The 10,763-nt window shown below is 44.0% G+C and carries 15 protein-coding genes; all 15 read right to left on the bottom strand.

Annotated elements, in window-relative coordinates:
- The coding region (locus CVV21_12630; protein ID PKL90507.1) for a sugar ABC transporter ATP-binding protein at positions 1–274 on the bottom strand (274 nt) is incomplete at its 3' end.
- Positions 275–292: 18 nt separating this feature from the next.
- On the bottom strand, positions 293–685 hold the full coding sequence (locus CVV21_12625) for a hypothetical protein (protein ID PKL90506.1): 393 nt from the start codon (positions 683–685) through the stop codon (positions 293–295).
- Position 686: 1 nt separating this feature from the next.
- A complete protein-coding gene (locus CVV21_12620) occupies positions 687–1,628 on the bottom strand; it encodes a hypothetical protein (protein ID PKL90505.1) in 942 nt (313 codons plus the stop codon).
- Between the two features lie 193 nt (positions 1,629–1,821).
- Positions 1,822–2,805: a hypothetical protein gene (locus CVV21_12615; protein ID PKL90504.1), complete on the bottom strand. Its 984-nt coding sequence runs from the start codon at positions 2,803–2,805 to the stop codon at positions 1,822–1,824.
- 2 nt (positions 2,806–2,807) lie between these two features.
- Positions 2,808–3,233, bottom strand: a complete 426-nt coding sequence (atpC, locus tag CVV21_12610; protein PKL90503.1) for an ATP synthase F1 subunit epsilon — start codon at positions 3,231–3,233, stop codon at positions 2,808–2,810.
- Positions 3,234–3,245: 12 nt separating this feature from the next.
- Complete coding sequence (atpD, locus tag CVV21_12605) at positions 3,246–4,655, bottom strand: F0F1 ATP synthase subunit beta (GenBank protein ID PKL90502.1); 1,410 nt, start codon at positions 4,653–4,655, stop codon at positions 3,246–3,248.
- Between the two features lie 55 nt (positions 4,656–4,710).
- A complete protein-coding gene (gene atpG, locus CVV21_12600; GenBank protein PKL90501.1) occupies positions 4,711–5,565 on the bottom strand; it encodes an ATP synthase F1 subunit gamma in 855 nt (284 codons plus the stop codon).
- Between the two features lie 14 nt (positions 5,566–5,579).
- Positions 5,580–7,088 carry a F0F1 ATP synthase subunit alpha gene (locus tag CVV21_12595; GenBank protein PKL90500.1) on the bottom strand — a complete coding sequence of 503 codons (1,509 nt, stop codon included), beginning with the start codon at positions 7,086–7,088 and terminating at the stop codon, positions 5,580–5,582.
- A gap of 24 nt (positions 7,089–7,112) precedes the next feature.
- Positions 7,113–7,712 carry an ATP synthase F1 subunit delta gene (gene atpH, locus CVV21_12590; protein ID PKL90499.1) on the bottom strand — a complete coding sequence of 200 codons (600 nt, stop codon included), beginning with the start codon at positions 7,710–7,712 and terminating at the stop codon, positions 7,113–7,115.
- 13 nt (positions 7,713–7,725) lie between these two features.
- Positions 7,726–8,211 (bottom strand): ATP synthase F0 subunit B, encoded by a 486-nt coding sequence (gene atpF, locus CVV21_12585; protein ID PKL90498.1) that lies wholly within the window; start codon positions 8,209–8,211, stop codon positions 7,726–7,728.
- A gap of 112 nt (positions 8,212–8,323) precedes the next feature.
- Positions 8,324–8,662 carry an ATP synthase F0 subunit C gene (gene atpE, locus CVV21_12580; protein PKL90509.1) on the bottom strand — a complete coding sequence of 113 codons (339 nt, stop codon included), beginning with the start codon at positions 8,660–8,662 and terminating at the stop codon, positions 8,324–8,326.
- A 57-nt stretch (positions 8,663–8,719) separates the two neighbouring features.
- On the bottom strand, positions 8,720–9,475 hold the full coding sequence (gene atpB / locus CVV21_12575) for an ATP synthase F0 subunit A (GenBank protein PKL90497.1): 756 nt from the start codon (positions 9,473–9,475) through the stop codon (positions 8,720–8,722).
- 10 nt (positions 9,476–9,485) lie between these two features.
- On the bottom strand, positions 9,486–9,857 hold the full coding sequence (locus tag CVV21_12570; protein PKL90496.1) for a hypothetical protein: 372 nt from the start codon (positions 9,855–9,857) through the stop codon (positions 9,486–9,488).
- Positions 9,841–10,074 carry a hypothetical protein gene (locus tag CVV21_12565; protein ID PKL90495.1) on the bottom strand — a complete coding sequence of 78 codons (234 nt, stop codon included), beginning with the start codon at positions 10,072–10,074 and terminating at the stop codon, positions 9,841–9,843. The genes CVV21_12570 and CVV21_12565 overlap by 17 nt, the downstream gene beginning before the upstream one ends.
- 61 nt (positions 10,075–10,135) lie before the next feature.
- Positions 10,136–10,609 carry a hypothetical protein gene (locus CVV21_12560; protein ID PKL90494.1) on the bottom strand — a complete coding sequence of 158 codons (474 nt, stop codon included), beginning with the start codon at positions 10,607–10,609 and terminating at the stop codon, positions 10,136–10,138.
- Positions 10,610–10,763: the final 154 nt, after the last annotated feature.

The raw sequence follows: 10,763 nt of genomic DNA, 5'->3' as shown, positions 1-10,763 counted from the left end.
CCGTCATGTGAGGGTACAAAGCGTAGTTCTGGAAAACCATGGCTATGTCGCGGTCTTTTGGCGGAATGTCATTTACAAGCTTGTCATCAATGTACATTTCACCGGATGTGATTTCTTCAAGGCCCGCTATCATCCTTAATGTGGTTGTCTTTCCGCAGCCTGACGGCCCTACAAGGATTAAAAATTCCTTGTCTTCACATGTGATGTTTGCGTCCTTAACAGCTGTCACGTTTCCGTACTTTTTCCAGATGTTTTTTAATACAACACGCGCCATTTAGTTCCTCCTATGAAGTCATCCTGTTATTTTTATGTGTATTTTTCTTTTTCTTGGCCCGTCAAATTCGCAGAAATAAATCCCCTGCCAGGTACCAAGGACAAGCTTTCCGTTTTCAACAATAAAAAACATTTCACAGCCAAACAAAGACTGTTTAATATGGGAATCCGAATTGCCTTCGGCGTGAATATAGCCGTCATTAACCGGAATCATATCCTGCATTTTTCTTAGTATATCTTTTGTTACCGCAGGGTCTGCATTTTCATTAACGGTAAGGCCCGCAGTAGTGTGAGGTACCATTAAAAATACCATTCCGTCCCGCGCTTTATTTAAGTCAACCACCGCCTGCACATCAGCTGTTATTTCAACCAGCTCACACCTTTTTGTGGTGTTGATTTCAAGCGTGTGCATTTTACTTAAACTTAACCGTAAGCCCTATCCTGTGTGTGCTTTCAAGAACACCGTACTGTCTGTACGCGTAATCCACCGAATATATATCTATCTTTATTCCCGCGCCGATTACAAATCCCGCAAGTATTGACGGGCCGGCGTAGTTTTCATAGTAATAGTTTTTATCAAGCATTCCCTGATACTGATAGCCAAGCCTTAAAACAAGCAGATCCCTGTACCAGTATTCCATGCCCGCCGCTACGATTCCGTTTGTCTCTATGGGCTGGATGTAATCAAGGCTTAAGATAAGATTTCTCACCGCCGAATAGCTTAAACCCACCCTGAAATTTATAGGAAGCAAAAACGCTTCACCGAAACCAAATTTTGGGCCCAGATTCTGAAATGCTATTCCGGCTTTTAACCCTTCAACGGGGGTGGTATATATTGCGCCGATGTCACCGGCAAAACCAAAAGCTGATTTGTCGTCAATTGCGGAATTAAAAAGTTTTATAGTCACGCCAAGGGAAAGGTCCTTATTGATTGTGGTACCGTAGGCAATACCAAAACCAAGGTCAGAAGAATTAAACGAACCCTGCGGATTTCCTAAAATATCCCACTTTTTAATATCCCCTGAATTTACATAAACCACCGAAAGCCCAAAAGTACCAATTTCACCGGCAGGATATGCAAGCGCAAGATAGTCATAAAAAATATCCGCGAACCACATAGTATGCATAAATGATACCTGAAATCCCTGAAGCTGTGATAAGCCCGCAGGATTCCAAAGAATTGAATGTACGTCGTCCGCAACTGCCGTGTAAGCCCCGCCCATTGCAATAGGCCTTGCACCCTGCTCCAGCTTTAAAAATACAGCGGAAGTTGTGCCCTGGTCAGCATATGAAGTTAACGTTAAAACAAACATAAATACAGCCGTAACAGCCGTAATTAAATACCTTTTTATCATTAACAATCACCTCGATTATAATTAAATAAAATATATCATTTTGCCCATAGGGTGTCAAGGATATTTTACCCCATATAAAACGGCATCGTACAACAGTTTTAGACAACCCTCGCGCGCAATTGTTGCGCCAAAAAAGCCCTTATTTTATTGTGTTTTTTGTGGTTTTCGTATTATAAAATTTTATTTTAAAATTTCAGAAAAGCCTTCCATAAACGCGCCATTTGTAATCACCGTCTTTTTTATGTTTAACCGTTAAAAACAGGTAATTAAGGCCTTCCTGCGATGACAGATAAGCTGCGGTTATTTCCGCCTGTTCACCGTATTTTTTTATATCTTCAAAATCAAATTTTTTTACAAGACTGCCGTTTGCCACTTCATAAAAACCTTCCCACGTTGCCAGATATACAGAATTGTTCAAACGCATAAAATTTACCATATTCTCTGTAACATCACCAATTTTTACCGCATCCCCGCCGGTAATACCGCGTTTCATAAGCATAAGGGCGGGATTCCCTTTTTTGTAAGCCATATAATAAATATTGCCGCCTGCCATCTGCGGAAGCATGGCATTGTCAATTTCATTGAATGTGCCGTCCGTAATATTTCTTATGCGGATATGGCGGGTGTTAAGATAATTATAACGCGTATAGGCAAGATACCTGCTGTCATCCGAGAACACCGGTTTAAAAAATGCGTCCCTTATTGCAATGCTCATCCTTGCGGGCGGCTGCGCGGGGCGGTCTTCCACTTCTTCGTTGAATATTACTTTCTTCTGCCTTATATCCGCTATTCCCACAGATCCGTTAAGCGAAGAACCCAATTTGATGGTAAACGCGGCCAGGCTGCGGTTGGGGCTTATTTCTATATTTTCAATATAAACCGCCGGGATTTGGGTGATACCTTCAGGTGATTTTTTTCTGATAACAAAGCCTTCCGGATTCATCGCCATAAAGCGGTTCCAGGAAGGTTTGGGAGACAACGCGTTTTTTTCAACTAAATTCCCTTTTTCCCATCTTATAAAAAACGGCCGGTACTGCAGCATTGTTGTAAGAGACATTGTTGAAGGCTCACCCTGCTGAACGGCTGTAAATTTTTCTTTTGAAAGTTCAACATTTTTGCCGCACGAAACAAAAAACATTACCGCCATAAAAAATAACGGCAGCAGCCTGTAACGCATTTTTATCTTCCGCGCCGGGCAAGCAGTTCCACAGCCTTAAGCCTGGACATTTCACGCATCAGTTCCATCTGTATCCTGTCGTAATCCACGTCATGCTGCGTTTTAGACTTAAGAAGTTTTTCCTGCTCTTCCTTGTTGCGTTTAATACGCTCTATGTCAAATTCACCGGCTTTGTCAACCGTTTCAACAAGAAGCACAGCGCTGTCATGCGCCACTTCAATGTAGCCGCCGCTGACTGCCATTAATTCCTGCGTGTTGTCGGGCCTTTTTAATTCAACCACACCCGGCGCCAGCGCAGTGGCAAACGGCGCGTGCCCCGGAAGTATTCCAAATTCACCGTCAATTCCGGGAGCCACAAGGCTTTTTATTTCGCCTTCAAATATTTTTTTATCCGGCGTGACTATGTCAAGTTTTATCAAATTGGCCATTTTTTTTCTCCGTTACACCATTGTCTTTGCGCGTTCAATTACTTCATCAATGCTGCCTGTCATATAGAAAGCCTGTTCCGGAAGGTTATCAAGTTCGCCGGATACAAGTTTTCTAAAGCCCGATACTGTTTCTTTTACAGGCACGTATTTTCCTTCCTGTCCTGTAAACGCCGAAGCCACAAAGAACGGCTGGCTTAAGTATTTCTGTATCCTTCTTGCCCTTCCCACTATAAGCCTGTCTGCTTCCGCAAGTTCGTCTATACCAAGGATGGCGATAATGTCCTGAAGATCTTTATATCTCTGAAGAATTCTCTGCACTTCTTTTGCCACATTGTAATGTTCTTCGCCGACAACTTCAGGCGTAAGAATTGACGATGTGGAATCAAGCGGGTCAACCGCGGGGTAAATACCAAGCGATGTAAGCGCCCTGTTTAAAACAGTTGTCGCGTCAAGATGCGCGAAGGCTGTTGCAGGCGCCGGGTCAGTTAAGTCATCGGCAGGAACATATATGGCCTGAACCGATGTGATGGAGCCCTTTTTAGTTGAAGTGATTCGTTCCTGAAGCTCCGCCATTTCTGTTGAAAGGTTCGGCTGGTATCCTACAGCTGAAGGCATACGGCCTAAGAGCGCGGAAACTTCTGAACCTGCCTGCGTGAAACGGAAAATATTGTCTATGAATAAAAGGACGTCTTTGCCGGCTTCATCCCTGAAGTATTCAGCTTCAGTAAGGCCTGTTAAACCCACCCTTAACCTTGCGCCCGGGGGTTCATTCATCTGTCCATATATAAGCGAAGTCTTGCTGATAACGCCGGATTCCATCATTTCATTTCTTAAGTCTGTACCTTCCCTTGTACGCTCGCCTACTCCCGCAAATACGGAATAGCCGCCGTGTTCCTGCGCGATGTTTCTGATAAGTTCCATAATAACAACAGTCTTGCCCACACCGGCGCCGCCGAACAAGCCTACTTTTCCGCCTTTAGGGTACGGGCACAGCAGGTCAATAACCTTTATGCCTGTTTCAAGCATTTCTGTCTTAATTGCCTGTTCTTCAAATGTAGGAGGACGCCTTCTGATAACGCTGAACTTGTCTGTCTTAACCGGCCCTAAATAATCCACCGGTTCGCCAAGCACGTTTAATACCCTTCCAAGTGTGGCTTCGCCTACAGGCACCCTGATGGGCTCTCCTGTATCTTTTGCCTTCATGCCGCGGCTTATGCCGTCTGTGGAGCTCATGGCCACGCAGCGTACAGTGTTGTCGCCCACGTGGGTGGCAACCTCTGTAGTTAAGTTAATTTCGTGTTCTTCGCCGTTCATTTCATATTTTCCGGTAACCTTTACGGCGTTGTAAATTTCCGGAAGCTTTCCCGAAAATTCAATATCTATGATAGGCCCTATAACCTGTACCACTTTTCCTTCGCTCATGCCTTCTTCCTCCTTAATTATTGGCTTTTAGCCGTTTTTATTGTTTTTAAATTTACTAACCTTTTATGGCGTTTGCTCCGCCCACTATTTCCAGAATTTCGTTTGTAATTGCCGCCTGCCTTGTCTTGTTGGCCAGAAGGGTAAGGCTGCGTATCATATCGTTCGCGTTATTTGTGGCCTTTTCCATTGAAGCCATCCTGACCCCGTGTTCGGAAGCCTGCGATTCAAGCACCGCGCTGTAGATGGTTGTCTTAACGTACCTTACAAACAGATTTTCAAGCACGGCTTTTTCCGAAGGTTCATATATGAAATCCCTTTTAGCGTGCTGTTCCGTGCTGCCTTCAAACACCACCGGCAGAAGCTGTTTCTTGATTATATTCTGTGTTAAATTTGTCTGGAATTTGCTGTAGATAAGCGTAACCTTTCCGTATTTGCCGGAGCTGAAATTATCTATTACCATTTTGCCAACCTCTTCCACGTCCGGCCAGCCTATGTAACGGTCATTGAATTTGAATTTTTCATTTTCCTTGCCAAATCTTTTTAAAAGGTCAAACCCTTTTTTGCCGATGTAAAAAAGCGACATGTCCGGATTTTCCCTCATCATCATCATGACTTCTTTTGCCAGGTTGCCGTTGAAGCTTCCGCACAGCCCTTTATCAGCCGTGACAAGTATTACAGCTTCTTTTTTTACTTCCGGGTGCTCTTTTAAAAGCGGAAACCGCGAGCCCGCGTCGCTTGACATAAGCTCGCCTATTACCTGCGAGATTTTTTCAGCGTAAGGCCTTGATGCCAAAGTCCTGTCCTGGGCTTTGCGCAGCTTGGCCGCAGAGACCATTTTCATGGCCTTTGTTATCTGCTGAATATTCTGGGCGCTTTTTATCCTTTTTCTGATGTCCCTTAAAGTAGCCATTTAAAGCTCCTTTTTTATTTTTTAAACGTTGCCCTGAATTCCGATATTGCCTTGTCTATCTTTTTGTTGATGTTGTCCGTAAACTTTTTTTCTTTTTTCAGGTCTTCTATCACGTCGCCGTGCTTTTCATTGACGTATTTTAAAAGCCCTTTTTCAAATTCCCTTACGTCTTCAAGCGCCACGTCATCAAGGAACCTGTTGATACCGGCGTAGATTATAACCAGCTGGTCTTCAACGGGAAGCGGCAGATTGTTTCCCTGTTTTAATATTTCTTCCATCCTGCGGCCTAAAGAAAGCTGTGCTTCGGATGATTTGTCAAGCTCTGTGCCGAACTGCGCGAAAGCCGCAAGTTCCCTGTACTGTCCCATGTCAAGTTTAAGTTTTCCCGCAACCTGCTTCATACCTTTTATCTGAGCGTTGCCGCCGACCCTTGATACTGAAAGCCCTACGTTAATGGCAGGCCTTACACCCGCGGAGAAAAGGCTGCTTTCAAGGAATATCTGCCCGTCTGTGATGGAAATAACGTTGGTCGGGATATAAGCCGAAATATCGCCGGCCTGTGTTTCAATTATAGGCAGCGCGGTAATGGAGCCGGAGCCAAGTTTTGCTGATAACTTTGAAGCCCTTTCCAGAAGCCTTGAGTGAAGATAAAAAACGTCTCCCGGATAAGCTTCACGGCCCGGGGGCCTTCTTAACAGAAGCGACATCTGCCTGTAAGCGGCAGCGTGTTTTGAAAGGTCGTCATAAACTATAAGCACGTGCTTGCCCTGCCACATGAATTCTTCGCCCATTGCGCAGCCCGCGTAAGGAGCCATATAAAGGACAGGCGCGGGTTCAGAAGCGCCGGCGCATACTACGATTGTATATTTCATAGCGCCGTACTGTGTAAGGGTATTTACAACTTTTGCCACAGTGGACTGTTTCTGCCCGATGGCAACGTATATGCAGATTACGCCTGAATTTTTCTGGTTGATGATTGCGTCTATTGCAATTGTGGTCTTGCCTGTCTGCCTGTCGCCGATTATAAGTTCGCGCTGTCCGCGGCCTATCGGTATCATGGCGTCAATAGCTTTGATGCCTGTCTGCATGGGTTCGTTAACCGGATCCCTGTCAACAACTCCCGGCGCTATGACTTCTACCGGCCTTATTTTAGAGGTGTTAATAGGCCCTTTGCCGTCTATCGGGACTCCAAGCGCGTTGACAACCCTTCCTATCATTTCATCGCCTACCGGAACGGATAAAATTTTCCCGGTACGTTTTACCATATCGCCTTCCTTGATGCCTTTATCGTCGCCCATTAAAACCACGCCGACATTGTCCTTTTCAAGGTTAAGCGCGACACCCATTATGCCTCCGGGGAATTCTACAAGCTCCATGGACATAACGTTGTCAAGCCCGAACACACGGGCAATACCGTCGCCTACCTGAATTACTTCGCCTACTTCGCTTAAAGTAACCTTTGTTTCATAATTTTCAATCTGCGCCTTGATAATTCCTGTAATTTCATCCGGTCTTATCTGCATTGCTTCCTCCTTGAGGTATGTCAGTTATTTTTTCTTTTTTGTGTTCTTTTTTGCTGGTTTTTTCGGGCTCTTTTTTGCCTTTTTCTTTACCTCTTTAAGTTCCTTTTTCATTGTGTCAAGGTACTGCCTTACGCTTGCGTCAATTAATGTCATCCTGTCCCTTACTATAATTCCGCCAAGGATTCCGGTGTCTACCCTTGCGTCCATGCGCACTTTCTTTTTAAATGAAGTTTCAAGCTGTGCCAAAACCTTTGCTTCTTCAACCGGCGTTAATGTGTACGCGGTCTTTACCTGAATCTGTTTTATGCCGGCAAGCTCGTCCGCTTTCTGCGAGTAAATCTCGTAAACGGAAAATAACAGCGCTTCCCTTTTTTTGTCTATCAGCAGGCACATAAAATTAAGCGCCAGCCTTGAAATCTTTTCCTTAAATTCATTTGTGACAACCGCCCTTTTATCCGCTTTGCTTACGCCGGGGTGGCCAAGAATCGCCGCAAAATCACGGTTGGCTGAAACCGCGGACTGCAACAGCTGCAGGTCTTCCCTTACTTTTTCTATCTGGTTTAAATTCGCCGCCGCCTGAAAAAGCGCTTCGGTGTATTTTGTAGGTAACGTAGTGTTTATCATCTAATCACCCTTTTTAGTTTTTTCCTATATTTTCAATTGCGTCCTGAACAATATCCGCCTGCGCTTTCTTTGACATGCTTGCCTTTACAATCTTTTCCGCAGCAATAACAGCTATATCAACAATGCTGCTTTTTACATCTTCTATCGCTTTAACTTTTTCCGCTTCAATTTCTTTTTTTGCTTCAACTATAAGCTTATGCCCTTCTTCTTTTGCGGTTTCAATTATTTCATGCCTTGACCTTTCGCCTTCTGCAACCGCTTTTTCAAGCGCCGCGGAGGCGTTTAAGTGCATCTCCCTCATCTTTGTTTCGTATTCTTCTTTCATCTTCTGCATTTCATCGCGGTCTTTTTCCACTTTATCAAGCGTGTCCGTGATGTATTTTTCCCTGTTAGTAAGCGTCCTGATAAGCGGCTTTAAGAAGAATATCCATATCATAGGAACCGCCAAAAGAAAAGTTATAAGCTGTACCAGCAACACCGCTTTATCTACTGAAACCATTTTTATCCTCCTGTATTTTATCCCTTTTGGGATTTAATTATTTCTATTATATGCCTTTTAATAATCCGTTATTTCTATGAGTGCTAAGCGGGCCTTGCGGCCCGCGTGAATACTATCCTATGAAAAGATCCTTGAACGGGTTTGCAAATATAAGGATAAGGCCTACAACAAGCGCGTAAATTGTAAGTGATTCAATGATAGCAAGACCAAGGATAAGGACACCCTGAATCTTACCTGCAGCTTCCGGCTGCCTTGCTACGCCTTCCGCAGCTTTCGCTGTGGCCATTCCCTGTCCAATTCCGCATCCAAGTGCTGCAAGCCCTACACCCAACGCTGCCGCTAAAACGGAGAACGCAAAGAAAGTAACGCTTTCATTTGTCGCTTTTCCCGCCGCGCCTGCCGCTTCGCTTGCCATTGCTACACCAACTAATCCCATTACAAAAATTGCCATAAGCACTACAAACCTGAACTTTTTCAAAATCTTCCACCTCCTGTTAATATATTTGAATTAATGTTCTTCGCTGTGTTCATGCGAAGCTACCGCTCCGCTGATATATATGGCTGTAAGCAGGGTGAAAACCCCCGCCTGAATAACACTTACAAGGACGCCAAGCACAATTATAAGCGGCCTTAATACAAAAGAAAAACCCGCCATCATCGCGCTTATCGCGTTTGAATTAACTGTGGGCCAGAACAAAAGAACAAGCACGATAAGGACGCCAAGTAATATTTCTTTTGCCATAATATTTCCGAAAAGCCTGAAAGAGAGTGATACAGGCCTTGAAATGTCACTCATTAATTCCACAAAAAACATAAACGGTTTAAGCCAGCCCGGAACCGCGTCCCCGCCCGTATAATGCGCAAGGTATTTGATAATGCCCTTTACCCGTATGCCTTCAAACCATTCCATTATGAAAACACAAATAGCAAGGGTGACAGTAACGGTAAGCATGCTGGTGGGCGAAATAAGCCCCGGTATTAACCCCATTAAATTGCCGACAAGAATATACATAAAAAGCATTAAAAGTATGGGATAGTAACGCGGCGCCTGCTTGCCTATTACGGAATCCGCGTAATCCGTTATGTATTTAATGAACCATTCCACAAGATTCTGCGCGCCCTTTGGCCTTAAATCGCGTTTCAGGTTGCCAAGCCACAGTATAAAAATTACTATGGCGAAATCCAGCATCATCATAAGGACAATGGTAAAAGCGTGATTGTCAAGAAAAGGGATAAATGAATGATAGTGCAGTGATTCTCCCATTGCGTCTCCTTTATATAGTTTTTTTATTTTCTTTAAATAAAAGCGTGTGCCCTATAAGAACCGCGGCTGTTGCCGCAAAAATGCCTGCTAAAAAGCCCTTTATTGAAATCACTTCCCTGAACTTTATTACCGCAAACACCGCCGCGCCTATTACAAGTATCTTGCCCATGTATATCATGACCACAGATACCGCTTTCTGCACGGGCTGCCCGTCGCCGGAAACAATACCCTTTACCGTAAACGTTATCGCCAGGTAATTTAAGGCAAAAAGCATAATGCCGGAAACAGCCCCCAGCGCCAGCCTTAAATCAAAAAAAGCCGCCGCCATTGAAACTGCTGCCAATATAACAAGCATAATAAAAACCTTAACGTTTGGCGTCATCTTTAAACCTTCCCGTCTTCACAAAGATATTGACGAATCCGGATACTATTCCAAAGAGCAGAAATATTATAGTAAATACCGGCTTTAATCCGGTAAGTTTATCCAGCAAAAGCCCGATTCCAAGCCCCGCAAACGTGCATATTACAAGGGTGAAACCAAGTGTGCCAAGCGTGCCTAAACTTTTAAGCCCTTCCCTTAAATCACTGTCCATTTTCATTGTTTAAGAACCGCCTACCGTATCTTAAAACATCGTTCCATCTTTAATTTTGAAAAATTTTTTACTTATGAAAATCCGAAGGCTTAATGTCTTTTAAGAATTCCTTGAAGTCCTGCATTTCTTTTTCGTATTTCTCTTTATCCATTATAGTGGCTTCCATAATTACGTTTTCCGCCACAAATATAGGGGCGTCCGTCCTTAGCGCAAGCGCTATGGCATCTGACGGCCTGGAATCAATTTCGTATTCAGTCTTTCCGTCGTTCAGGATAATCTTCGCGAAAAAGGTGTTTTCTTTAATGGCAGATATCATAACCTCTTCAACTTCTATCCCTGTTGTTTCCAGAATAACCTTTAAAAGATCGTGTGTCATTGGCCGCGGTACTTCTATGTGTTCAAGCGCCATTAAGATTGCATCTGATTCATAAACCCCCACCCAGATGGGCAGGTATCGCTTTTCTTCCTTATCAGACAGTATCACAATGGGCATGCGCGATGTGGAATCCGTGGCAAGCCCGCTAACTTTCATTTCTATCATCCATTACCTCGTTAAATTTCAATAAGCAAATTTAAAATGATAATACAACAAGGTTTTGATTTTGGCAATAGTTTTTTGGGTGCTTGCGAAAGAAATGCAGCTCGGCGGTTCAGCAGCTCGGCAGCTTGGATTTAGTTTTGCCGTGGCAGGCGCG

This window comes from Candidatus Goldiibacteriota bacterium HGW-Goldbacteria-1, from assembly GCA_002839855.1.
Taxonomy (GTDB): Bacteria; Oederibacteriota; PGYV01; order PGYV01; family PGYV01; genus PGYV01.
This window is presented reverse-complemented; position numbering and strand designations above follow the sequence as displayed.

Bases quoted from the DNA above. Each gene is read 5' to 3' on its own strand.
- CVV21_12625 (PKL90506.1), bottom strand. From the start codon at position 685: ATGCACACGCTTGAAATCAACACCACAAAAAGGTGTGAGCTGGTTGAA.
- CVV21_12620 (PKL90505.1), bottom strand. From the start codon at position 1,628: ATGATAAAAAGGTATTTAATTACGGCTGTTACGGCTGTATTTATGTTT.
- CVV21_12615 (PKL90504.1), bottom strand. From the start codon at position 2,805: ATGCGTTACAGGCTGCTGCCGTTATTTTTTATGGCGGTAATGTTTTTT.
- atpC (PKL90503.1), bottom strand. From the start codon at position 3,233: ATGGCCAATTTGATAAAACTTGACATAGTCACGCCGGATAAAAAAATA.
- atpD (PKL90502.1), bottom strand. From the start codon at position 4,655: ATGAGCGAAGGAAAAGTGGTACAGGTTATAGGGCCTATCATAGATATT.
- atpG (PKL90501.1), bottom strand. From the start codon at position 5,565: ATGGCTACTTTAAGGGACATCAGAAAAAGGATAAAAAGCGCCCAGAAT.
- CVV21_12595 (PKL90500.1), bottom strand. From the start codon at position 7,088: ATGCAGATAAGACCGGATGAAATTACAGGAATTATCAAGGCGCAGATT.
- atpH (PKL90499.1), bottom strand. From the start codon at position 7,712: ATGATAAACACTACGTTACCTACAAAATACACCGAAGCGCTTTTTCAG.
- atpF (PKL90498.1), bottom strand. From the start codon at position 8,211: ATGGTTTCAGTAGATAAAGCGGTGTTGCTGGTACAGCTTATAACTTTT.
- atpE (PKL90509.1), bottom strand. From the start codon at position 8,662: ATGGCAATTTTTGTAATGGGATTAGTTGGTGTAGCAATGGCAAGCGAA.
- atpB (PKL90497.1), bottom strand. From the start codon at position 9,475: ATGGGAGAATCACTGCACTATCATTCATTTATCCCTTTTCTTGACAAT.
- CVV21_12570 (PKL90496.1), bottom strand. From the start codon at position 9,857: ATGACGCCAAACGTTAAGGTTTTTATTATGCTTGTTATATTGGCAGCA.
- CVV21_12565 (PKL90495.1), bottom strand. From the start codon at position 10,074: ATGAAAATGGACAGTGATTTAAGGGAAGGGCTTAAAAGTTTAGGCACG.
- CVV21_12560 (PKL90494.1), bottom strand. From the start codon at position 10,609: ATGATAGAAATGAAAGTTAGCGGGCTTGCCACGGATTCCACATCGCGC.